Genomic DNA, 22375 nt, shown 5'->3' on the forward strand with positions numbered 1-22375 from the left:
GCGGCCCGTCAGCTCCGCATCAGCTTGTGCAGCGCATCGGCGATGTCGGGATCGGTGTATCCACCGGTCCGGGCCACGAAAGTCGTTCGGGTGACTGCCAGTACGTCGCCTCGCTGATCGGTGAGGGTGTTACTGGTGACCATCACGTCGCTTCCCGAGGATTGCCGAAACGATTCCAAACACAGGTCGGAGCTGACGCGGTCGCCGACCTGCATCGGTCGGCGGATCAGGATCTGTTGATCTGTGTGTAGGACATCGCTTACGGAATAGCCGATCAGCAGGTGGGCGAACAGTTCGGGCAGCAATCGGGTGCCGATGACGCTGACGAAGGTGACCGGAGCGATCAACGTGGCGTAGCCGAGCGCAGCGGCCGCGATTTCGAGGCGATGGGCGGGATGGTCGTCGTGGACGGATCGAGCGAACTCGCGAATCTGTTCGCGACCGACCTCGTAATCGTGCGGTGGGAGGTAGTGGTACCCCACTTTTTCGACAATGGCCGGAACAGTCACTTGGTCGATCACTGTCATGTCGAACCTCCAGAGGCTCCGAGCCTGTGCCGAGTCATCAGAATTGGAACAGGCTCAGAACTGACACGCCGTCAGAGTCGCGCACATTTGCGATCGATCACAGTCGAGTCGACGGTGTGCTGGAGATTCGCCAGGGCTCCGCATGTTGCCGGGTGCGGATGACAGCGCGCGTCGCGTCCAGACCTCTGACAAATGCGCGCGCGTTTGCCAGAGGCGCGCGGAATCGCTCCGTTCTGGCCGCAACCTTGCGCGCGTTCAGCGAATGCGCGCGCGTTTGCGGGCGAACCCCGCACTCCGAACCCCGCACTCACACCGAAGCGCTCGGGACCCAAGCCGGGTCAACCCTCTCGAGTGATGGCCGCCAAGACCGCGGTCAACACTCGAACAGCACCGTCTTTGTCCAGTGGATCGTTGCCGTTTCCGCATTTGGGTGATTGCACGCAGGATGGGCATCCGGTCTGGCATTCGCAGGAGACGATGGCGTCTTTCGTGGCCGCGAGCCAATCTGCGATGGCCACGTGACCGCGGTCGGCGAAACCTGCTCCGCCGTCGTATCCGTCGTAGACGAAGACCGTCGGCAGCCCGGTATCGGGGTGTAGAGCCGTCGACACTCCGCCGATGTCCCATCGATCGCACGTTGCGACCAAGGGCAGCAATCCGATGGCGGCGTGTTCGGCTGCGTGCAGAGATCCGGGGAATCGTTCGTACGGAACCCCGCTGTGCTCCAACAACTCCGGGGTGATGGTGTACATGACGGCTCGGGTGTCGAGGGTCTGCGCAGGCATGTCGAGTTCGATGGAATCGAGAACCTCGCCCGAGAGCAGGCGTCGGAGATATCCGACGACCTGATGGGTGACGTTCACCTGCACCAGCGCGACGCGCACCTCGCCGTAGTCGACGGATTCGTGCACCGCAGTGATCGAGATGTCGGTGATCTCGCGGGCCGAGGTGTTCCATTCGGGTTGCTCCGCGTGCACCAACGCCAGACCGGCGTCGAGATCGAGTTCGTCGACCACGAACGACTCGCCCTGGTGGATGTGGACGGCACCGGGATGTGCAGTGGCGGGCGCTCGTCCGCCGTCGACCGTACCGAGCATGCGGCCGGACTCACCGTCGACAATGGCGACCTGCACACCGGTGCCGCCGCGGATGTTCACCGCACCGTGCGGCGAGAGTTGCTGGCCCTCGGGCGTGATGAACCATCCGTGCGGCCGCTTGCGTACGTAGCCCTTCAGCTCGAGCTCTTCGAGCACCGATTCCGCGCTCAGTTCCTCGGCCTCGGGCAGGGTGATCGGCAGTTCGACTGCAGCGCAAAGCAATTGCGGGGCCAGAATGTAGGGGTTCGTGGGGTCGGTGACGGTGGCCTCGACGGGCTTGTCCAGCAGGGCCGCCGGGTGATGCACCAGATACGTGTCGAGTGGATCGTCCCGCGCCACGAGAACCAGGAGCGATCCTTCTCCGCGACGTCCGGCGCGGCCGCCCTGCTGCCAGAACGACGCCACGGTACCGGGGAAGCCGGCGACGATCACCGCGTCCAAACCGGCGATGTCGACGCCTAACTCGAGTGCGTTGGTGGTGGCGACGCCCAACAACGTGCCGTCGGACAGATCCGATTCCAGTTTTCGCCGGTCCTCCGCCAGATACCCTGCGCGATAAGCGGCGACGCGTCGCACCAATTGCGGGTCGACGTCGGCGAGAATCCTCTGAGCGCCCAGTGCGGTGACCTCGGCTCCGCGCCTGGAGCGTACGAATGCCAGCGTACGGGCACCTTCCACCAACAGATCGGCCATGATGCGCGACGCCTCCGCGCCTGCGGATTTCCTTACCGGAGCACCGTTTTCGCCGGTGATCTCTTTCAGCAGCGGTGGTTCCCACAGTGCGACGGTGCGGGCTCCGTGCGGGGAGCCGTCCTCGGTGACCTCCTGGCACGGCGCTCCGATGAGGCGGCTCGCAGCCCGCCCTGGCTCGGACGTGGTGGCGCTGGCGAGCACGAACACCGGGGATGCACCGTAGCGAGCGCAGAGGCGTCGTAGCCTGCGGAGCACCAACGCGACGTTGGATCCGAAAACGCCGCGGTAGTAGTGACATTCGTCGACAACCACATAACGAAGATTGCGGAGAAACCGAGACCAGCGCTCGTGCGAACCGAGAATGCCCAGGTGCAGCATGTCGGGGTTGGTGAAGATCCACCGCGCATTGGTGCGTGCCCACTGGCGAATCTCGATCGGAGTGTCACCGTCGTAGGCGCTGGGGAACACCTCTGCGAGTTCGCCTGACAGTTCCCGCAACTCGTCGGTGATCGAGATGGTGGTGCGTAGCTGATCGGCACCGAGGGCCTTGGTGGGAGCCAGGTACAGCGCCGTCGCCCGAGCGTCGGCAGACAGCGTCGTCAGAATGGGAAGTTGATACGCCAACGATTTGCCCGACGCGGTGCTCGTCGAGAGCACCACGTGATTGCCCTCGGCGGCGAGCGTTGCCGCACGTGCCTGATGCGTCCACGGTTGTGCGATCCCACGAGAGGTGATCACCTGCACCACTTCCGGGCCCACCCACGACGGCCAGGAGGCGAACTGCGAGGCCCGTGCCGGCAGTTCGGCGACGTGGGTCAGCGGGCTCTCGTTCGCGGGCGAACCCGCCAGTACCCGATCCAACAAACGCTGCCCGTAGCTCGCGCCATCCGCACCGTCCAGCGGATGCTTCTCGCTCACTGCCGGTCTCCATGCATTCGTTCGATCTACAAGCGCCGTCGGGCTCTTCGCGACCTGGGATCCCCATGCTATCGCGGGCCATCGACGGCTCGTTCGTGCCCTGGTGGGAGCCGCAATTCATCCGTCTCGTGTTGTGCGTTTCCACAACATGGGCAAATTGTTCGAAAAGGGTCGGTTTTCGACTGTTGCGAACGTGGAGTTCATGGTTCACTTGACGCGGTCGCAGCTTCTGTGTTCGTTCTACGCTTCGCAGGATCTCATGTTGCGGGCGCGGTACTGGGAGAGCTCGTCCATCAGGGGGAATCCTGAGGGGGATTCGTACAAGTGCAGCGGTCGGAACCGGCCCGATGGATCGAAAGTGCGCTCCATCGAATCCGGTGTTAGAAAGAGAAGGAAAAGCATGGCACAGGGAACTGTGAAGTGGTTCAACGCCGAAAAGGGCTTTGGATTCATCGCACCAGAAGACGGCTCCGCTGACGTTTTCGTCCACTACTCCGAGATTCAGGGCAGCGGTTTCCGCACCCTCGAGGAGAACCAGCGCGTGGAGTTCGAGGTCGGCCAGGGCACCAAGGGTCCTCAGGCAACGGGCGTTCGCGCAGTCTGATCCGAGTCGAGAACTGTCATCCCCCTTTCGCGGTGGGCTCCGGTGGAGTCGATCGTGGGAGGGGGATGACTCGTATCCGAACCACCCGAGTGCGGCGAAAGCCGTGAGCGTGGCCGCCGATGTCCTAATGTCCTTGCTGTGAACCAGCTGTCCTTCTTCTCCGCCGAATCGTTGCCGCCCGCGGTGACCGATCTCAGTGGGCTGCTGGCTGCCACCGGCCACGTCGTCACCTCCGCGGGCTCGGCCCGTATTTCTGTCGTCGTCGACGCGCAGTGGCGCGCGGAGGCCATCGCCGAACTCATCGCGCAGTGCGGTCTGACTGCAGAGTTGGGGCGATCGGAGGAGAACCGGCCGTTGGTGCGTACCGCGTCGGTGCCCGAACTGTTCGCACTGGCGTCTCTGTGGACCAAGGGTGCTGTCAAAGCCGTCCCTCCCGGGTGGATACCGGGTTCGCGCGAGCTGCGCGCCTGGGTGCTGGCGGCCGGTCGTCCCGAGGCCGAGGGTGAGCGGTACGTGCTCGGACTCGATCCTCACGCACCGGACACCCATTCCGTCCTCGCGCAGTCGTTGATGCGTGCTGGCATCGCGCCGACGCTGATCGGCACTCGCGGCTCCAATCCGGGGCTGAGAATCACCGGTCGACGACGGCTGTTGCGTCTCACCGAGAACGTCGGTGAGGCTCCCCGGAACGTGGACGCACGTACCATTTGGCCGCGCGCGGAGTAGGCCGATATGTGACTGATCTGCGAGTATTTGGTCGACGTATGTCAGTCTGTTAGTAGTGGGACAGGCAAATCTGCCTGTGAAAACGCACTAGGGAAGGTTCGGCAGCAAGGTGGCAGCACGTAAGAACGGCACGGGGGACAGCTCCGCCGAGCCGCGTCGTCTGGTCATCGTCGAGTCTCCGACCAAGGCAAAGAAGATCGCCCCGTACCTCGGGAGCAACTACGTCGTCGAAGCCTCCGTCGGCCATATTCGCGACCTTCCCCGCGGTGCCGCGGACGTCCCCGCCAAGTACAAGGGCGAGCCCTGGGCGCGTCTCGGTGTGGACGTCGACCACGATTTCGAGGCCCTCTACGTCGTCTCGCCCGAGAAGAAGGGCAAGGTCGCAGAGCTGAAAAGCCTGCTCAAAGACGCCGACGAGCTGTATCTCGCCACTGACCCCGACCGCGAGGGTGAGGCCATCGCCTGGCATCTCCTCGAGACCCTGAACCCCAAAGTCCCTGTTCGACGCATGGTCTTCCACGAGATCACCAAGCCGGCGATCCTCGCGGCCGCCGCCGACACTCGCGACCTCGACCAAGACCTGGTCGACGCCCAGGAGACCCGTCGTATCCTCGACCGTCTCTACGGCTACGAAGTGAGCCCGGTGCTGTGGAAGAAGGTCATGCCGAAGCTGTCGGCGGGCCGAGTGCAGTCCGTCGCCACCCGCATCATCGTCCAGCGTGAGCGCGAGCGGATGGCATTCCGCAGCGCCGAGTACTGGGACATCTCCGCCACGCTCGACGCCGGTGCCGAGGCGAGCCCGCGCAGTTTCGGAGCCCGGCTGGTCAACGTCGACGGCAATCGCGTCGCCGCCGGCCGCGATTTCGGTGCTGACGGCAAGCTCAAGACCGAGTCCGTGACCGTGCTGGACGAACCGCGTGCCCGACGCCTCGCCGAGGCTCTCGAAGGCGTCGATCTGACGGTCGCGTCGGCGGAGGACAAGCCGTACACCCGTAAGCCGTACCCGCCGTTCATGACGTCGACGCTGCAGCAGGAGGCCGGCCGCAAGCTGCGCTTCAGCTCCGAGCGCACCATGCGTGTGGCGCAGCGTCTGTACGAGAACGGCTACATCACCTACATGCGTACCGACTCGACGTCGCTGTCCGCGTCGGCGGTCTCCGCGGCACGGGCGCAGGCGACCGAGCTCTACGGCCCCGAGTACGTGCATCCGACTCCGCGGCAGTACACCCGCAAGGTCAAGAACGCGCAGGAGGCGCACGAGGCCATCCGCCCCGCGGGTGACGTGTTCCAGACTCCCGGTCAGCTGCACTCGGCGCTGCAGACCGACGAGTTCCGGCTGTACGAGCTGATCTGGCAGCGCACGGTGGCGTCGCAGATGGCGGATCTGCGCGGCACCACACTGACGCTGCGCATCACCGGAACCGCAGGCACAGGCGAGGAGTGCACGTTCTCCGCATCGGGTCGCACCATCACGTTCGCAGGCTTCCTCAAGGCCTACGTCGAGAGCGTCGACGACGAGGCGGGCGGTCAGACCGACGACGCCGAGTCGCGTCTGCCCGCGCTGAAGGCCGGCCAGGCAGTGACGGCCACCAAGCTCGATCCCGACGGTCACACCACCAATCCGCCGGCTCGATTCACCGAGGCGTCGCTCATCAAGACGCTCGAAGAGCTGGGAATCGGTCGGCCGTCGACGTATTCGTCGATCATCAAGACCATTCTCGACCGCGGCTACGTCTACAAGCGTGGCAGTGCTCTGGTGCCGTCGTGGGTGGCATTCTCGGTGATTGCTTTGCTGGAAGCGCACTTCGGGCGTCTGGTGGACTTCGATTTCACCGCCGGCATGGAAGACGATCTCGACGCGATCGCGGGAGGCCGTGAGCGACGCGGCGATTGGCTGCAGAATTTCTACTTCGGCGGCGAGACCGGAGCCGAGGGTTCGGTGGCGCGCTCCGGTGGCCTGAAGAAGATGGTGGGCCAGAATCTCGAGGAGATCGACGCGCGCACCATCAACTCGATCCGTCTGTTCGACGACTCCGAGGGACGCGAAATCCATGTGCGCGTTGGCCGTTACGGTCCGTACCTGGAGCGGATGGTCAAAAACGACGACGATCCCGACGGCGACCCGATCAGCCAGCGCGCCAACCTGCCCGACGATCTGCCGCCGGACGAGTTGACCCTCGACTTCGCCGAAAAGCTCTTCGCCACACCACAAGAGGGCCGCAAGCTCGGTGTCGATCCGTTGACCGGCCACGACATCGTCGCGAAGGAAGGCCGTTTCGGGCCGTACGTCACCGAGATCCTGCCCGAGCCGGAACCCGAGCCGACGCCGCCTCAGCCCGATATCGTGCCGATCCCGACCGGTAACGACGGTGATGGTGGCGGTGGCGTAAAGACTGCGGTGAAGAAGGCTGCAGCCAAGAAGACACCGGCCAAGAAGGCCGCCGCGAAGAAGGCCACCGGCCCCAAGCCGCGGACCGGCTCGTTGCTCAAGTCGATGGATCTGGCGACGATCACGCTCGAGGATGCCCTCAAGCTGCTGTCGTTGCCGCGCATCGTCGGCGTCGATCCCGAGTCCAAGGAAGAGATCACCGCGCAGAACGGCCGCTACGGCCCGTATCTGAAGAAGGGCACCGACTCTCGCTCGCTCGCGGACGAGGATCAGATGTTCACGGTCAGTCTCGAAGAGGCTCTGAAGATCTACGCCGAGCCCAAGCGTCGCGGACGTCAGGGGGAGGCCAAGCCGCCGCTGCGCGAGCTGGGCGTCGACCCGATCAGTGAGAAGCCGATGGTGATCAAGGACGGCCGATTCGGTCCGTACGTCACCGACGGCGAGACCAACGCGAGCCTGCGCAAGGACGACGAGGTCGAGTCGATCACCGACGATCGCGCGTCGGAGTTGTTGGCGGACAGGCGTGCTCGCGGCCCCGTGAAGAAGAAGGCACCGGCCAAGAAGGCGGCCGCCAAGAAAGCCCCGGCAAAGAAGACTGCGGCGAAGAAGGCTCCGGCCAAAAAAGCTGCTGCCAAGAAGACCGCCACCAAGACCACTGCCGCGAAGAAGGCCCCGGTCAAGAAGGCTCCTGCGAAGAAGACCGAGAGCGAATAGCCTCACGAACTCGAAGTTGTGGACGGAAAGACAGCCGAAAGCCGCCGTAGCTTCGAGTTCGGCGATCGACGGGAACATTCGGTCGACGGGATGCGTCGAACCGTCGTGAAGCGCGGATTGATCGGCCTCGTAACCCTCGGATGCGTCGTTGCAACGTCGACGGGCTGCTCTCAGGTGGTCCAGGGCCGAGCGACGCTAGCCGAGCAGGGTTCGGTGACTCCGTCGGTGTCCAGGCCGGACGTGCCGGCAGGTGAGCTGTTCGATCCGTGTTCGTTGCCGCTCGCGAGCTTGGATCCGAAGGGCGCGCTCGAGTTGAAGGACTCGCTCACTCCAGGGATACCCGATACATCCGGCGTCTGTGTGTGGACGAGTTCGGACTACTCGCTGTCGGTGACCGTGTCCGTTACCGAGTTCCTGATCTTCTCCGATCCGAAGTCGACTCCGGATGTGGAGGACGTGCGGTCGGAGAAGGTGGGTGCCTTCACCTTCGACGTGTTTCGAATCGGTTCGACCCTCGACGACGACGGGAAGAGTCAGTCGTGCAATGCACAGACCACGACGTCCGGGGGAAACGTGAGCTTGAATGTGTTCGAGATCGACTTCGAGCCCACGGAACCGATCGATGCATGCGCGACGACCGAGGGCATCCTGCGATCGCTCGAGCCGTACCTGCCCGCGCCGAAGTAGTCGGTCCCAACCATTAGGGTTGGCGTCATGGCGGGTGTGTTCGATCGGTTGGTCGGTCAGGAAGATGTCGAGGCCGATCTGACGGCTGCCGCGGTGGCTGCTCGTACAGGTGTCGACTCCTCGGCGATGACGCATTCGTGGCTCTTCACCGGCCCTCCCGGATCGGGGCGCTCCGTAGCTGCTCTGTGCTTCGCTGCGGCCCTGCAGTGCACCACCGAGGGTGTTCCCGGGTGCGGTCACTGTCAGGCGTGTTCGACGACGATGGCCGGTACCCACGGCGATGTGCGACGCGTCGTACCCGAGGGCCTGAGCATCAGCACCAAGGAGATGCGCGACATCGTGTCCATCGCCTCGCGTCGGCCGAGCACAGGTCTGTGGCAGGTGGTCGTGGTGGAGGACGCCGACCGTCTCACCGAGGGTGCCGGAAACGTGTTGCTGAAGGTGGTCGAGGAGCCGCCGGCGCGGACCGTGTTCCTGCTGTGTGCGCCGTCGGTCGATCCGCAGGACATCTCGGTGACCTTGCGCTCCCGATGCCGCCATGTCTCGTTGGTGACGCCTACGGTGCCCGCGATCGCTCAGGTGTTGCAGACCCGCGACAAGCTCGACGCCGAGACGGCGGAGTGGGCCGCGTCGATCAGCGGCGGGCATGTGGGCAGAGCGCGTCGGCTCGCCACCGACGAGGACGCTCGCGCGCGGCGCAAACGGGCGCTGGCTCTGGCGTCGGCCGCGGCCCGGCCCAATCAGGCCTACCTCGCGGCAGAGGAACTGGTGAAGGCCGCAGAGGACGAGGCCAAGGAGATGAGCGCCTCCCGCGACGAGGCCGAGACCGAGGAACTGCGAACGGCTCTGGGCGCGGGCGGAACCGGCAAGGGTGCAGCGGGGGCGTTGCGCGGGTCTGCCGGTGTGCTCAAGGACCTCGAGAAGCGGCAGAAGTCTCGGGCCACCAGAACCGGTCGCGATTCACTGGATCGGGCATTGATGGATCTCGTCGGCCTGTATCGAGATGCACTCGCCCGCTCGTACGGATCGACCGCGACGGCAACGCACCCCGACATGGCCGAGCAAGTGGAGCGGATGGCGAAAGCTGTCTCGCCCGAGGCATTGCTGAAGAGCATCGAGGCGATCCTCGAATGCCGAGAGTCATTGGCGGTCAACGTGAAACCGAAGTTCGCGATCTATGCGATGGTGGCGACTCTGGGCGACGTGCTGCGTTAGTCCTTCGCTTTTTTCCGCGCCCGCGAAGCCCGGAGATTGGCAACGTTGCCGCAGGTCTTGACGTCGTGCCAGACGCCACTGTTGTTGCGGGAGCGGTCGTAGAAGGCAGATCCGCACAACGCGTTCTTGCATCGCTTGAGTCGACGCCACGTGTCTGCTTGTTGTGCGAGAAGCGCTTCGGACCAGATCTCCGACGCGATGTACTGGACCCCGCTGCCGGTGGGCGAGAGTCGGACGATGCCATCGGTGCCCGGTATCAATTCGACGCTCACCGCTGGGATCGGCGGTAGTTCTCCGGCGACGGCTGCTTCGACGTTCGCTCGCAGCGTTCGGAGGGCCGCCGCGTCGTCGTCCGACAGCGGCGTTTTCCAGGTTGTGGACGCTGCCTCACCGTCTGCGATGAGGTCGGGAAGTCCGTACACGTCGATAGCTCGCGTGTTCAACAAATTCTGAACCACCTGCAGGCCGTCGGGTGCCGGTGCGAGGTGAAAGCGCTCTGTCGGCGACTGTGACATAAGTGAACAGTATTTGACTATGTCGAACTGGTCAACTAAGACTGACATAGTCAAAAGCTTTTAACCTCTGTCGTAAGGATGAGTTCGATGGTGTCGATTTCGGGAGCAACGGTGTTGGTGACCGGCGGTCAGCGCGGTCTGGGCAAGGCGACGGTCGATGCGTTGCTCGAGCGTGGGGCAGCGAAGGTGTACGCGACTGCACGGAACCCACGCGAGGACTCGGATCCTCGTATCGTCCCGGTAGCACTCGACGTCACCGACGCGGATTCTGTTGCAGCGCTTGGTGATATCGCATCCGATGTGTCGATCGTGTTCAACAACGCAGGCGCTCCAGGAACAACACCGTTGCTGGCGACATCGATCGACGACGTTCGCACGGTGTTCGAGACCAACGTGTTCGGGGCCCTGCGGATCGCGCAGGAATTCGCGCCGATCCTGAAGGTGAACGGGGGCGGAGCACTGATCGACATCCACTCGGTGCTGTCGTGGCTGGGCGGTGCGGGCGCGTACGGGGCATCCAAGGCGGCGATCTGGTCGGCGACCAACTCGCTGCGGCTCGAGCTGGCCCCGCAGGGGACGCTGGTCGTCGGAGTCCATCTGGGATACACCGACACCGACATGATCGCCGAACTCGACGTCCCGAAGAACGACCCACTTGACGTGGTGCGCCAGGTTCTCGACGCCGTCGAAGCGGGCGAGACCGAAGTGCTCGCCGACGACCTGACCCGGCACGTCAAGTCGATCCTCAGCGGACCGGCGGAGGGCCTGGGCCTCGCAGGCTGACCGCCGAGGGGAGGCGATTTTCGTTTCGATGTGATGCTCCGTTAGACTCACCAACGCCGAAAGGCACGCCGCCTTAGCTCAGTCGGTAGAGCATTTCACTCGTAATGAAAAGGTCAAGAGTTCGATTCTCTTAGGCGGCTCCACCAGCAGGCCCCCGACATGCACCAGCGTGTCGGGGGCCTTTTCTGTTGTTCGATTCGGGCCGGATCGACCTGTTCGCCGCGTCGGTCCTGCAGGATCAGTTCATGCGAACCGACGAGGTACACGGTGCCGGGCTGATGACAGCGGTCGTCACCACCGGCACCGGTGGATACGACAAGCTCATCGTGTCCGAGGTGCCGAGACCCGTGCCGGGTCCGGGTGAGGTGCTCGTTCGAGTCTTGGCGGCAGGGATGAACAACACCGAAATCAACACGCGCATGGGCTGGTACCAAGACGGTGGGTGGAACGACACGACACCGTTTCCGCTGATTCAGGGCGCGGACTGCTGCGGGATCGTATGTGCGGACGCCGAGACCGACGAGTCCATCCTCGGTCGCCGTGTCCTGGTTCGATCGTGCATGCGTGTCGACGGATTCTCGTCGGGCGAGACGCGCTGGTTGGGATCGGACATGAACGGCGCGTTTGCCCAATTCGTCGTCGTTCCGGCGAGCGAGGTCTTCGCGGTCGAGTGTGGGTGGGCCGACGCCGAGCTGGCGACGATCCCGTGTGCGTACGGCACGGCGGAGAACATGATTGCTCGCGCGGGAGTCCGTCGAGGGTTGACGGTGCTGATAACCGGCGCGTCGGGCGGGGTAGGTTCTGCCGCAGTGCAACTCGCCGTTCGGCGAGGCGCGCGCGTGGTCGGTATCGCGAGCCCTGCCAAGCACGATCAGCTCCGCGAACTCGGCGTCGACGAGGTCTACGGACGCGACGTGGACGTGGTAGGCACCCTCGGCAAGCGCAGCGTCGATGTGGTGATCGACAATGTCGCCGGCGCAGGGTTCGGTCGGTTGCTCGATCTTCTCGTTCGTGGGGGAACCTACGTGTCGTCGGGTGCGATCGCAGGGCCCCTCGTCGAGTTGGATCTACGGACGATGTATCTGAACGATCTCACGCTCCTCGGGTGTACAGCGTGGGGCGAGGACGTGTTCCCGAACCTCGTGTCGTACATCGAAGCCGGTGAGATTCGGCCGTTGCTGGCCGATTCTTTTCCGCTCGAGCAGATCGCGGCGGCGCAGCAGCGCTTCGTGGAGAAGGACCACGTCGGAAAGTTCGTGCTCGTTCCGCCCGAGGTTCTCGATCAGGCGTGATCGGCAGCCGCGCCGGCACCGTGGCAATGCAGTATTCGCCGTGCACGCCCGAAACTAGCTCACCAGCTCGAAGTCCGCGCGGCCATAACTCACGCCGTTGATCTGGAGCTCGATCGCGTGCGGGCCGGGGTAGTACTTGCGTGTGGTCAAGGTCCTGAATGAATGGTTCCGCCGGACGTCGATGCTCTCACCGGGCGCGATCGTTGTTGTCTTCAGTTTGAACGTCTTTCCGGTCACCCCACCGTTGGCCTTGGTGTGGTGAACGATGTAGTCGATCACTACCTTTGCGGGTTCGAGGCCGAGGTTGCGGATCGATGCGCTGAATTCCAGGCTTTCCCCGATGGGCAGCTCCGCGACGTCGAGGGCCGGGCCTGTCACTTCCAGTTCGGCCGGCGCGAACCCCAGTAGAGCAAGCGCATCGGTGTTTCCGTTCTTGATCACTGTCCGAAGCGCGTGTCGCACAAGCCGGCCGGTGTTCGCATCCGGGTCGTCGAGCCACCGCGCTGCGGCCTGGACGACGATGTCCGGGACATCTCGGCTGAAGTCGTTGAGATGGTTGGCAACCGAACGCCGAACGTACTCACTGTCGTCTCGGTACAGCCTGTCCAGAATCGGCACCGTGACGCCCGGACGCTCGAGGATCTCGGGGACCCGCACCGACCACGGAAGGTACGGGCGGGTCCCTTCCGATGCCAGACGGCGCACGTGCTCGTCCGAAAATTGCGTCCATTCGAGCGCGATGGCGAGAGAGCGATCCAGATCGGCTCGGAGGAAAGTGCGGATGGCGAATTCCGAACTGAGTCGGCCGGTGAGCTCGGCGAGCAACGACATCCCGTCGTCGAAGGCGCTCGAGGTCTTCTCCTCGACGGCCTTCGACGCAACAGCGCTCGTGACGGGCCAGACCAACCAACCCTGGAAGTCCGGATCCGTGGCTGCCCGTCGGATGGTGCCGGCGAACTGGACGTAGGTGTCAGGCAGTCCGGTCAGAAGCGCATCACGCAGCAGATCGGCGCGCGCTCTGAGCGCGAGTGGGCCCAGCAGACCTGCCGCAGCATCGAGTAACGACAGATCAGCGCTCGGTGCAGCGCTGTGTATGGCGCGGAACAGCGAGCGGGCTGTGTCCGGTCCGATGAGTTCGTCGGCAAAGGGCATGAGAGGTTCTTACCCTGAAGCAGTGACATCGTAGGGATGCTAGCTGTTTGCGGTAATTGGGCTGAGGGGCGAGATCGGCTCCGATCGTCGTCGTCGGGCACATTGAGGTCCGAAATGACCGAAGCGACACCCAAATTCGGGCCGCGCGAACATCAGCGCTTCGAATCGGACTGGGATAACCTTCGCGGATCAACATGCGCTGGGCTGCTGGTCGACTGGAGTTCTCCGGCTGGACCGGCCCCTGTGCACCATGGGCCATAACCCTGGGGGGTCGCGTCGTGCCCGTCGTCCGTGTCGAGTTGCATCGGGGTGCGTGTTCCCGGCACCGTTCCGGAGAGCCTTCACTGTGAGCGGGTGGCTTTCGGTGGTGATTCTCAACGGAATCACCGCTGCTGCGTATCTGGGGATCGTGCTGTTCATCGTCCGGGGGCTGCTGCGAACAGGGCAGCTCCGAACCAACCGGTTGGCGGTCGCGACGGCAGCGATCTTTCTGACGTGCGCCGCTCATCACCTGGTTCATGCGCTGCACTTGCTGGCGGGGTTCGACAGTCATGCCTCGCATCTCGCCGCAGGCTCCGACACGGGCATGCTCGACGCGATGCGCGAGTCGATGGGAGGAAGCGTCGACGTTGCGGTGACGGCGTCGACCGCGCTCGCCGGTGTGATCTACCTGGGGATGCGTCGCTTCTACGGTCCGTTGCTCGGCTCGCCGGCGATGTTCGACCATGCGAGCGAGGCCCGGTATCGGCAATTGGCGGCGAACTTACCGCACACGTCGGTGCTGCTCGTGGATTGTGATCTGCGGTTCGTCCTCGTCGAAGGTGGCGGACTCGTCACGGAGGGTTACGACCCGCAGCGGATGGAGGGCCAGCTGTTGCGGGATGCGGTGCCACCGGACGTCTACACCCAACTCGAACCGCACTACCGAGCTGCGGTGGAGGGCAACGAGTCTTCGTTCGACACCGTCGGCCACCGAACGGGCGCGATCTTCCAGGTCAAGACCAGACCTTTGCGCGATGGTTCGGGCCGGATCGTCGGTGCGATGGTGCTCTCCGAGGACGTCACCGCCGAGCGGCAGGCAAGATCCGAGCTCGAGCAGGCGCGAGCTTTCCGTGACGCAGTATTGACGGCGTCACCGGACATCACCACGGTGACCGCTGTCGATACCGGCCGCGTGACGTGGGCTTCTCGTAGTCTTCGATCGCTGCTGGACGGGCCGAATGCGGACGGGTCGGTAGACGACGATCGGCCGTCGTGGAGCGGGCTCGGTAGGCCCGACGACGCGACCGACGGGGACGATCGACTGGACGGGGTGGTGGAAGAAGATATCGATGTCGTTCGTGCCGCGGACCGGGAAGCGGCATCGCTGCCGGAGGGGGAAAGCGTCAGCATTCGGTATCGGGTACGGGCGTCCGACGGCACCCTGCGGTGGCTTTCGCGACGCACCACCCCGTTTCGGCACGGGCCGTCGGGTGCAGTGGCGGAGGTGCTCTCGGTGGTGCGAGAGGTGACCGACGTCGTGGAGGCGGAGCGCGCCCTCGAGCGGGCAGCCTTGCAAGATCCGCTGACCGGTCTCCCCAACAGGATGATGTTGCTGGACCGAATCGGCTCGGCGATCGAGCGCGGCGCGAGTACGGGGGCTGCGGCTGCGGTGCTCTTCTGTGATCTGGACGGATTCAAACGAGTCAACGACACCGGCGGCCACGCTGCCGGTGACGCGGTCCTCGTGGAGGTTGCTCGACGTTTGCGGTCGGTGCTGCGAGCCGATGATTCGATCGCCCGAGTGGGCGGTGACGAGTTCGTTCTCGTCATCGAAGCGCTGCCCGCCGAAAGCGGATTCGACAAGCGAGTGGGCGGTGGATTGGCCGAGCGCGTCGCCGAGCGAATCCGGACGGTGCTCGCGGCACCGATCGTTCACCGCGGTCGCCAGTACGTGGTGTCGGCCAGTGTCGGGATGGTGCTGGTTCGCAAGGGTGCCAGTGCGCAGGAAGTGCTGCGGGACGCGGACTCCGCGATGTACCGGGCCAAGCAGCTCGGCAAGGACAGGATCGAACTGTTCGACGACGCGTTGCGCGCGAACGCACTCGAGCGTGCCTACGTCGAGCAGACTCTGCGGAGTGCGCTCGATTCCGGACGACGTGGTGCCGCGACGCTGAGCGTGGCGTATCAGCCCGTCTACGATCTCGAGAGCCGGCAACTCGCGAGTTTCGAGGCTCTGGCCCGCTTGCGTGACGACAGCGGCGCAGAGATCACGCCCGACAGATTCATCCCGGTTGCGGAGGACACGGGGCTCATTTCGGAGCTGGGCGAGCGGGTGCTCGACGATGCGCTCAGAACTCTCGCGCAGTGGCGGTTCGCGAACCCGCCCACCTCCGTGTCGAACGCCCCCGTCACTATCGCGGTGAACTTCAGTGCCCGGCAGGCTCAGCACGTCGACATGTCAGCGGCGGTGGGTGCTGCCCTCGCTCGGCACGACATGGCACCGGTGGATCTCGTCCTGGAGCTGACCGAGTCGGTGCTTCTCGAATCGGGTTCCTCGATGCTGCGTCAGCTGGGCGAACTGCGCGCACTGGGCGTTGGAATTGCCATCGACGACTTCGGCACCGGGTTTGCGAGCCTGCGGTACCTCGCCACTCTCCCGGTCAGCGCGGTGAAGATCGATCGTTCGTTCACGGCCACCATGACCAGCGATTCGACGAGCAGCAGCATCGTTCGGGCGATCATCAACCTCGCCCGCGATCTGAATCTGGGTTGTGTGGTCGAAGGCATCGAGACTCTCGACCAACTCGACGCACTGCCGAGTTCGGTTCAGGGACAGGGCTATCTGTTGGGCCGGCCTGCGAAGGTCCCCGCTGACACGTGGGGTTCCTGAATTTCTCGCCCGAGCTGCGGCAACCGGGAAGCATTGCGCTCGCCGGTGCGTTGAAGAGAAGTAATGGATGATCTTCTGGTTGGCCCCACCCGACTCTGGACGCCCTCTCGTGTCCTGGTCACCAAATCCGCGTCCGAATTACCGCACACCGCAGAAATTCTTCGCCGTTGCGAGGCGGCCGGGGTCGTTGACATCGACATCCTCCCAGGTGATCGCTTGACCGGTTTGCGCGGTGAGTCCGAGCGAGAGACCTACGCGCGAGCCAAGACGACGATGGCCGTGGTGGTGGCACCGCCGAGTGTGTCGAAACCCCAACCCATTCCGCCCAGTGCGGACTGGCGCATCGACCTTGCGAAGGGGTGCCCGGCGCACTGCCAGTACTGCTATCTCGCGGGCTCGTTGTCGGGGCCACCGATCACCAGAGTGTTCGCCAACCTCGACGACGTCCTGGCCGGTATCGGCACTCATGCGGGCCGTGGTTCCATCACCTCCGGCACCGAGGAGCGGGGCCACGAGGGCACTACCTTCGAGTTGTCTTGCTACACCGACCCATTGGGGATCGAACACGTGACGGGGTCCCTTGCGGAGGCCGTTCGCAGAGTGGGCGCGGGTGTGTACGGCGACGACGTTTCGCTGCGTTTCACCACGAAATTCGACGACGTCAACGAGCTGGTGACGCTGGACCATGGTCGCCGCACCCGAGTTCGGTTGTCGGTCAACGCAGATGACATCGCACACCGATTCGAGGGTGGAACCGCCCGCATGCCGGCTCGGATCGAGGCACTGCGGCAGCTGGCGTTGGCCGGTTACCGAGTCGGGCTCACCATTGCCCCGATCATGCCCATCCCGGAGTGGCGAGAGCAGTACGGGCGATTGCTCACCGATGTCGCCGACGCGTTGCGTGATGTCCCCGATCTCGATCTGACCGCCGAAATCATCACTCACCGGTTCACGCCGTCGAGCAAAGACGTGCTGCTGGGCTGGTATCCGGGAACGAAACTGGAGATGGACGAAAATGCGCGCACCGCGAAGAGAAACAAGTTCGGCGGAGTGAAGTACGTCTACCCCAAGGACACGATGGCCGAGATGCGCAGCTGGTTCACCGACGAACTTCGCGGCGTCCTGCCCGAAGCACAGCTGCTCTACTGGACCTGAAGTACCGGCCGCGCTTGTAAGGCGCTGCGCTGCTTCATCTTTCCGGAGGTCGCCTTGGATAGGAGAGCGTCCCAGGTCGAGACTCCGTTGGCGGCGTGTTATGGTACGAAACGTGCCGTATCGTAATGGGAACGACGAACCTGAGCAGCCGCCCACGTCTGTCGGGCGTCCGCGGGACGCGGAGCGGGAAGCAGAAATCCTGAACGCCGTCATCGGCCTGTTGGGTGAAGTCGGCTACGACGCCGTGACATTCGAGGGGGTCGCACGTCGAGCCGGAGCGTCGAAAGCAACTCTGTATCGACGCTGGAAGACCAAGCGCGACATGGTTATCGCAGCTGTCAAAGCCGGTCCGGCGCAGCGCGTCGACTCGGACGAGATCGACACAGGAACCTTGCGCGGTGACCTCCTGGCGCTGTGTGCACGCCTGCGGCACAGCATGACCGCCGCCGACAGTTCGATGCCGTTACTACTCCTCCAAGCCGGGCTCGAGGACCCTGACCTGTGCGAGGAGATCGAGCGAGCGACCGGCCCAACCGGTTCGCGGCTCCCGAATTCGGTACTCGATGCTGCGATACGTCGCGGTGAGCTACCCGAGGGGGCAGACCCGTTTCCATTCGAGGAAGTGGTCGGCTCGGTGGTTCTGCTTCGGCGCCTCAATGGGCTCTCGATCGATGACAGCTACCTCGAATCACTGATCGATTCAGTTGTCATCCCCGCCTTGAAGGCCTCGGCACTCACGACCCGCCGGCTTCCACCCGGGATCTTCTCCGGCCACCCCGATCACAGAACGAACGAGGAGAAACGATGAACGACATGAAGATCGACGATTTCGACTACACGGTGATTCCGGTCGAGGAAGAGATCGAATCGAGCGTCGCCGTAGCAGGCAGTGGTCCCGCTTTGGTTCTGCTGCATGGCTTTCCTCAGACCCACTACATGTGGCGAGATGTCGCGCGTGAACTCGCGTCCCGCTTCACCGTCATCGTGCCCGATCTCCGGGGCTACGGGGCCAGCTCGAAGCCGGCCGAGCGCGATGCAGCGACCTATTCGAAGCGCACCATGGCGGGGGACGTCGTGCGGGTGACGCAGTCACTCGGGTTCGAGCAGTTCGGGTTGGTAGGACACGATCGCGGCGCGCTCGTCGGCGTTCGTGCGGCACTCGATCACCCGTCGACGGTGCAGTACCTGGGGATTCTGGATGTGTTGCCGACGGCGGATACGTGGGAAGTTCTGCGGGGAATCGACGCGAAGGTGGCCTGGCACCTGTACTTGATGGCGCAGCCTGCGGGTTTGCCGGAGCGAATGATTCGGGCAGTGGCTGCCGAATTCTTCGGTTCTTTTCTCGACGCGTGGGACCCCGACGGCTCGACGTTCTCGGACGAAGTCCGTCAGCATTACATCGACAGCTCGGTCGCCGCAGTCGACTCCATCGTTGCCGACTACCGAGCGACTGCCGGCATCGACCTCGAGATGGATCTACAGGACCGCATCGACGGCAGGCGTCTCGCCATGCCCGTAGGGGTGATATCTCAGGACTGGGGTTCGCAACTGGGCTTCGACGCGGCCGCGCTCTGGGGTGCCTGGGCACCTGATCTGACGTACGAGGCCATCGACGCAGGCCACTTCATGGCGGAGGAGAAGCCGACAGAGATCGCGCGCTTCATCACCCGTTTGTCCGAGCGCGCCGAGGTGTCATCGGTGCCGTCATAGGGCATCGAATCGGTCTCGCGCTCGCTCGATGTCGTCCATATGCGCGGTTGCCCACGCCAGCAGGACGTCGACGGGAGCCCGAAGTGTTTTGCCCAGTCGAGTGATTCGATATTCCACCGCCACCGGGCGGGTGCTCAGAACCGTGCGTTCTATGATCCCGTTGCGTTCGAGCTTCCTCAGAGTTGCGGTGAGGGACTTCTGAGTCACCTCAGGAATCGCGCGGCGGAGATCGTTGAATCGGCAGGGGCGCTCGCACAATTCGTTCAGCACTTGCAGCGACCATTTGTCGAGCACCTGATCCAGCAGTTCACGATGCGGGGCGGTGATCGTCAGTTCTGCGTTGCCGTCGGCGGTATCGGTCATGAAACCAGGTTCCCTTGAAGTGTCCTTTGTGTACCAGGTATCAACGTTATACCTGAATTTCTACGACGAAGGGATCACCTTGAGCGTCACCCGATTCACCCCGTCCGGCATGATGCAACCCACCCCGTATCACCACGTGGCGGTGGGTCAGGGTTCTCGACATATCCACGTCAGCGGCCAGATTGCGCGGAACGGTGACGGGTCGGCGGTCGCCGAGAACGACCTGGCCGGGCAGGTCGCGCAGGCGCTCCGCAATACCGCGATCGGATTGACCGGTGCCGGAGCTACATTCGGGGACGTTCTGCGGTTGACGTTCTACGTCACGCATTGGGCTCCCGAGCTGATCGGTGAGTTCATGGACGGCGTCACGCGCGTCGCCGACGAGATCGGACTGCCGACTCCGATGCCCCCGGCATCGCTGATCGGAGTGGACTATTTGTTCGAGCCCGACGTACTCGTCGAGGTCGAGGCGACGGCCATTCTGGACTGACCCGCCGACCGGTGACTTCTCGTCGGCGCGTAGGTCGATACTGACAAACCGACCCGACCTCAGGAGTGACATGGCCATTCTGACGTACAACATGATCGTTTCCCTCGATGGCTACGTCGAGGACTCCGCAGGCAGTCTCGATTACGCCATGCCCGACGCGGAGACGCATCGATTCTTCAATCGTCAGACGGAGGAGACCGCGGCCTTCCTGTTCGGCCGTCGAATGTACGAGGCCATGGAGGACTTCTGGACGGCCCCGGAACGCGCCGACGGCGAGGATATCGAGGCGGAGTTCGCACGGCTGTACGTAGACACACCGCGCACGGTCTTCTCCGACACCCTCGACTCCGTTGCCGGCGGGTGTCGGTTGGTGCGCAGTGCCGATGCAGTCGCCGAGGTGCAGCGGATCAAACGAGAGACCGAGGGCACCATAGCCGTCGCCGGTGCCGCACTGGCGAAGTCGCTGGTCGACGAGATCGATCAATTCGAGGTCATCCTCCTGCCGACCATCCTCGGCGGCGGGAAGCCCTACTTTCCGGTCGGGCAGCACCTCGACCTGGCTCTGGAAGAGCACCGAGTGTTCGCGGCCTCCGGGTGGGTCTACATGCGCTACAGCGTCTCTCGCTGACTTCGGCCCAGTCCATCGAGCACAGCGCACAATGAACACATGAGCTCCGGACATCGTCGCAATTGGTGGACCCTTCCCTCGCATCAGTTGTGGCTCGACACCGAATCGTCTCGTCTTCTCGATTTCGGAACCTCACTCGACCACCCGGCCGGTGGCGCGGCGTGGTTGGACGACCGCGGGAACCCCGATCTCGATCACCCGGCGCTGACGTACATCACCGCACGGATGGCGCACGTGCACTTCCTGGCGTCGGTCCAGGGGTATCCCGGGTCTCGCAGGAAAGCCGATCGAGTGTTCGACGGCCTACTGACGACGTTGCGGGACAGCACGAACGGCGGCTGGTTCGAGTCCAGCGCCGACGCGACCTCGCCCGATGCTGTCAAGAACGCGTACACGCATGCATTCGTGGTACTGGCCGCTTCGGCTGCCGCCGCCGCGGGGCACCCTGATGGTCGGGGTCTTCTCGGCGAAGCCCTCGACATCGTGGCCGCACGTTTTTGGGACGAGAACTACGGAATGTGTGCGGACACATGGACTGCCGACTGGACCGAACTCGACGACTACCGCGGAATCAACGCCAACATGCACATGGTCGAAGCGCTGTTGGCTGCCGTCGATGCGGGTGCGCCCACGATCTGGCGTGAACGTGCAGTATGCATCTGCGACAACGTGTGCACGTGGGCTGCGGCCAACGACTGGCGCATTCCGGAACACTTCACTGCAGAATGGATTCCGCAGCTCGAGTTCAATTCGGACGACACCGCCAACCAGTTCAAGCCGTACGGGGCGACGGTGGGTCACGGATTCGAGTGGGCACGACTTCTGGTGCAGGCCAGCATGGTTGCGACCAGCGTCCACGGCCACGACTACGTCGAGTCGGCGAAGTCTCTGTATCACCGAGCGGCGCAGGATGGCTGGCAGCCGGGCCCGACCCCGGGGTTCGTGTACACCACCGACTGGTCCGGACGCCCTGTGGTGACCGAGCGACTGCACTGGGTGCTGTGCGAGGCGATCGCCGCCGCCGCGACGCTGGGTCGTCACACCGGAGAAGATCGGTACCACAACGACTATCGCGAATGGTGGGACGTTGCGGCCGACTCCTTCATCGACCACGTCGGCGGCTCCTGGCATCACGAACTCGATTCCGACAATGTTCCAGCGGCGACGGTGTGGAGCGGCAAACCCGATCTTTATCACGCCGTCCAAGCGACGTGGATCAGTCGATACGAGCTTCGCTCGAGTCTTCTGGCCTCATTCGGATAGCCTCTCGCCGCACGCGCTCGCGTCAGATCAGGGTGTTCCCGGATATGCGTCACCGTCGTGTCGGACCATTATGGAGGCATGGCTCGAATACTGCGTCCACGTACCGCGCATCGCACCGTCGCGTACTTTCTCGCACTGTCGAGCGCAGTCTTTGCCGCTGTGCACGTAGCGTGGGCTGCCGGTTGGCGCGGTGGTGTTCCAGCGGAGATCGCGCCCATCGGTGAACGGCCGGTGTTCCTCGCCTACGACCTCGTCGCGACCGCGATCATCGCCATTGGAGCGGGGCTGTTCGCCTGGTTCGGAACCGGCATCGAATCGACCGTGTGGCATCGGCGAGTGACGTGGGCGATGTCGGTCGGATCGTGCTTGGCTTTGGCTCGCGGTGTCCCCGCGCTGATGCTCGATGTCTTCACGCTCGCACGAGGTGATCAGGTGCAGACAGTCGGGATCATCGCCGACCTCTGGTTCGGTGTAGTCGGCATCGGAGGATTCGTGATCGCCAGATCAGCGCGGAAGCTCCAGTCGACGCGCAGTTAGAACGCGCTGTCCAGAAGTGCACCGTCGGCACGTCTCGACCGAGAA

At 64.0% G+C, this 22375-nt stretch carries 20 protein-coding genes and 1 tRNA gene; 16 read left to right on the forward strand and 5 right to left on the reverse strand.

The features are described 5' to 3' along the window. Nucleotides 1-8 precede the first annotated feature (8 nt). A complete protein-coding gene (locus CH305_RS11965) occupies nucleotides 9-527 on the reverse strand; it encodes a MaoC family dehydratase N-terminal domain-containing protein (protein ID WP_094609314.1) in 519 nt (172 codons plus the stop codon). 338 nt (nucleotides 528-865) lie between these two features. Further along, nucleotides 866-3235, reverse strand: coding sequence for a DEAD/DEAH box helicase (locus tag CH305_RS11970; RefSeq protein ID WP_179278270.1), 2370 nt, complete (start codon nucleotides 3233-3235; stop codon nucleotides 866-868). Between the two features lie 400 nt (nucleotides 3236-3635). Between CH305_RS11970 and CH305_RS11975 the strand changes: the two genes are divergently transcribed. The 5 genes from CH305_RS11975 to CH305_RS11995 all read left to right on the forward strand — a co-directional run bounded on the left by CH305_RS11975 (nucleotide 3636) and on the right by CH305_RS11995 (nucleotide 9570). Beyond that, nucleotides 3636-3839 (forward strand): cold-shock protein, encoded by a 204-nt coding sequence (locus tag CH305_RS11975; protein ID WP_005248460.1) that lies wholly within the window; start codon nucleotides 3636-3638, stop codon nucleotides 3837-3839. Nucleotides 3840-3977: 138 nt separating this feature from the next. Then, nucleotides 3978-4565, forward strand: coding sequence for a hypothetical protein (locus tag CH305_RS11980; RefSeq protein ID WP_032404600.1), 588 nt, complete (start codon nucleotides 3978-3980; stop codon nucleotides 4563-4565). A gap of 109 nt (nucleotides 4566-4674) precedes the next feature. Continuing rightward, nucleotides 4675-7668, forward strand: a complete 2994-nt coding sequence (gene topA / locus CH305_RS11985) for a type I DNA topoisomerase (protein ID WP_094703819.1) — start codon at nucleotides 4675-4677, stop codon at nucleotides 7666-7668. An 18-nt stretch (nucleotides 7669-7686) separates the two neighbouring features. Next, nucleotides 7687-8355, forward strand: coding sequence for a DUF3558 family protein (locus tag CH305_RS11990; RefSeq protein ID WP_094703820.1), 669 nt, complete (start codon nucleotides 7687-7689; stop codon nucleotides 8353-8355). Nucleotides 8356-8382: 27 nt separating this feature from the next. Further along, nucleotides 8383-9570, forward strand: a complete 1188-nt coding sequence (locus tag CH305_RS11995; RefSeq protein ID WP_094703821.1) for a DNA polymerase III subunit delta' — start codon at nucleotides 8383-8385, stop codon at nucleotides 9568-9570. Here CH305_RS11995 and CH305_RS12000 read toward each other — a convergent pair. Next, the gene (locus CH305_RS12000; protein WP_094703822.1) at nucleotides 9567-10085 is read right to left on the reverse strand and encodes a CGNR zinc finger domain-containing protein; all 519 of its coding nucleotides are present in this window, start codon (nucleotides 10083-10085) and stop codon (nucleotides 9567-9569) included. The genes CH305_RS11995 and CH305_RS12000 overlap by 4 nt on opposite strands. 87 nt (nucleotides 10086-10172) lie before the next feature. Here CH305_RS12000 and CH305_RS12005 point away from each other — a divergent pair, with 87 nt between their 5' ends. The 3 genes from CH305_RS12005 to CH305_RS12015 all read left to right on the forward strand — a co-directional run bounded on the left by CH305_RS12005 (nucleotide 10173) and on the right by CH305_RS12015 (nucleotide 12160). After that, entirely contained in the window at nucleotides 10173-10868 is a 696-nt protein-coding gene (locus CH305_RS12005; protein ID WP_094703979.1) for an SDR family oxidoreductase, read from the forward strand. Between the two features lie 67 nt (nucleotides 10869-10935). Further along, nucleotides 10936-11011, forward strand: a tRNA-Thr gene (locus CH305_RS12010). Nucleotides 11012-11113: 102 nt separating this feature from the next. Further along, the gene (locus CH305_RS12015; protein ID WP_256983705.1) at nucleotides 11114-12160 is read left to right on the forward strand and encodes a zinc-binding dehydrogenase; all 1047 of its coding nucleotides are present in this window, start codon (nucleotides 11114-11116) and stop codon (nucleotides 12158-12160) included. A gap of 54 nt (nucleotides 12161-12214) precedes the next feature. Here the strand turns inward: CH305_RS12015 and CH305_RS12020 are convergent, their stop codons facing one another. Continuing rightward, nucleotides 12215-13312, reverse strand: a complete 1098-nt coding sequence (locus CH305_RS12020; RefSeq protein WP_094703823.1) for a DNA alkylation repair protein — start codon at nucleotides 13310-13312, stop codon at nucleotides 12215-12217. 346 nt (nucleotides 13313-13658) lie between these two features. Between CH305_RS12020 and CH305_RS12025 the strand changes: the two genes are divergently transcribed. The 4 genes from CH305_RS12025 (at nucleotide 13659) to CH305_RS12040 (ending at nucleotide 19049) form a co-directional block, all read left to right on the forward strand. Beyond that, nucleotides 13659-16184, forward strand: a complete 2526-nt coding sequence (locus CH305_RS12025) for a bifunctional diguanylate cyclase/phosphodiesterase (RefSeq protein ID WP_179278271.1) — start codon at nucleotides 13659-13661, stop codon at nucleotides 16182-16184. Between the two features lie 63 nt (nucleotides 16185-16247). Next, complete coding sequence (locus CH305_RS12030) at nucleotides 16248-17339, forward strand: spore photoproduct lyase family protein (protein ID WP_094703825.1); 1092 nt, start codon at nucleotides 16248-16250, stop codon at nucleotides 17337-17339. A gap of 112 nt (nucleotides 17340-17451) precedes the next feature. After that, entirely contained in the window at nucleotides 17452-18147 is a 696-nt protein-coding gene (locus CH305_RS12035; protein ID WP_256983706.1) for a TetR/AcrR family transcriptional regulator, read from the forward strand. Continuing rightward, nucleotides 18144-19049, forward strand: a complete 906-nt coding sequence (locus CH305_RS12040; protein ID WP_094703827.1) for an alpha/beta fold hydrolase — start codon at nucleotides 18144-18146, stop codon at nucleotides 19047-19049. The genes CH305_RS12035 and CH305_RS12040 overlap by 4 nt, the downstream gene beginning before the upstream one ends. Here the strand turns inward: CH305_RS12040 and CH305_RS12045 are convergent. After that, a complete protein-coding gene (locus CH305_RS12045; RefSeq protein ID WP_032404607.1) occupies nucleotides 19044-19412 on the reverse strand; it encodes a helix-turn-helix domain-containing protein in 369 nt (122 codons plus the stop codon). The genes CH305_RS12040 and CH305_RS12045 overlap by 6 nt on opposite strands. 109 nt (nucleotides 19413-19521) lie before the next feature. Between CH305_RS12045 and CH305_RS12050 the strand changes: the two genes are divergently transcribed. The 4 genes from CH305_RS12050 to CH305_RS12065 all read left to right on the forward strand — a co-directional run bounded on the left by CH305_RS12050 (nucleotide 19522) and on the right by CH305_RS12065 (nucleotide 22330). Next, nucleotides 19522-19902: a RidA family protein gene (locus CH305_RS12050; RefSeq protein WP_371828283.1), complete on the forward strand. Its 381-nt coding sequence runs from the start codon at nucleotides 19522-19524 to the stop codon at nucleotides 19900-19902. A 70-nt stretch (nucleotides 19903-19972) separates the two neighbouring features. Continuing rightward, a complete protein-coding gene (locus CH305_RS12055; protein WP_032404608.1) occupies nucleotides 19973-20530 on the forward strand; it encodes a dihydrofolate reductase family protein in 558 nt (185 codons plus the stop codon). A 39-nt stretch (nucleotides 20531-20569) separates the two neighbouring features. Beyond that, complete coding sequence (locus tag CH305_RS12060; RefSeq protein ID WP_094703828.1) at nucleotides 20570-21793, forward strand: AGE family epimerase/isomerase; 1224 nt, start codon at nucleotides 20570-20572, stop codon at nucleotides 21791-21793. Between the two features lie 78 nt (nucleotides 21794-21871). Further along, entirely contained in the window at nucleotides 21872-22330 is a 459-nt protein-coding gene (locus tag CH305_RS12065; protein ID WP_032404610.1) for a hypothetical protein, read from the forward strand. Nucleotides 22331-22375 lie beyond the last annotated feature (45 nt).

The organism is Rhodococcus sp. 15-649-2-2, assembly GCF_002258645.1.
GTDB lineage: Bacteria > Actinomycetota > Actinomycetes > Mycobacteriales > Mycobacteriaceae > Rhodococcoides.

Bases quoted from the DNA above. Each gene is read 5' to 3' on its own strand.
- CH305_RS11965 (WP_094609314.1), bottom strand. From the start codon at position 527: ATGACAGTGATCGACCAAGTGACTGTTCCGGCCATTGTCGAAAAAGTG.
- CH305_RS11975 (WP_005248460.1), top strand. From the start codon at position 3,636: ATGGCACAGGGAACTGTGAAGTGGTTCAACGCCGAAAAGGGCTTTGGA.
- CH305_RS11995 (WP_094703821.1), top strand. From the start codon at position 8,383: ATGGCGGGTGTGTTCGATCGGTTGGTCGGTCAGGAAGATGTCGAGGCC.
- CH305_RS12000 (WP_094703822.1), bottom strand. From the start codon at position 10,085: ATGTCACAGTCGCCGACAGAGCGCTTTCACCTCGCACCGGCACCCGAC.
- CH305_RS12005 (WP_094703979.1), top strand. From the start codon at position 10,173: ATGGTGTCGATTTCGGGAGCAACGGTGTTGGTGACCGGCGGTCAGCGC.
- CH305_RS12015 (WP_256983705.1), top strand. From the start codon at position 11,114: ATGCGAACCGACGAGGTACACGGTGCCGGGCTGATGACAGCGGTCGTC.
- CH305_RS12020 (WP_094703823.1), bottom strand. From the start codon at position 13,312: ATGCCCTTTGCCGACGAACTCATCGGACCGGACACAGCCCGCTCGCTG.
- CH305_RS12030 (WP_094703825.1), top strand. From the start codon at position 16,248: ATGGATGATCTTCTGGTTGGCCCCACCCGACTCTGGACGCCCTCTCGT.
- CH305_RS12040 (WP_094703827.1), top strand. From the start codon at position 18,144: ATGAACGACATGAAGATCGACGATTTCGACTACACGGTGATTCCGGTC.
- CH305_RS12045 (WP_032404607.1), bottom strand. From the start codon at position 19,412: ATGACCGATACCGCCGACGGCAACGCAGAACTGACGATCACCGCCCCG.
- CH305_RS12050 (WP_371828283.1), top strand. From the start codon at position 19,522: ATGATGCAACCCACCCCGTATCACCACGTGGCGGTGGGTCAGGGTTCT.
- CH305_RS12055 (WP_032404608.1), top strand. From the start codon at position 19,973: ATGGCCATTCTGACGTACAACATGATCGTTTCCCTCGATGGCTACGTC.
- CH305_RS12060 (WP_094703828.1), top strand. From the start codon at position 20,570: ATGAGCTCCGGACATCGTCGCAATTGGTGGACCCTTCCCTCGCATCAG.
- CH305_RS12065 (WP_032404610.1), top strand. From the start codon at position 21,872: ATGGCTCGAATACTGCGTCCACGTACCGCGCATCGCACCGTCGCGTAC.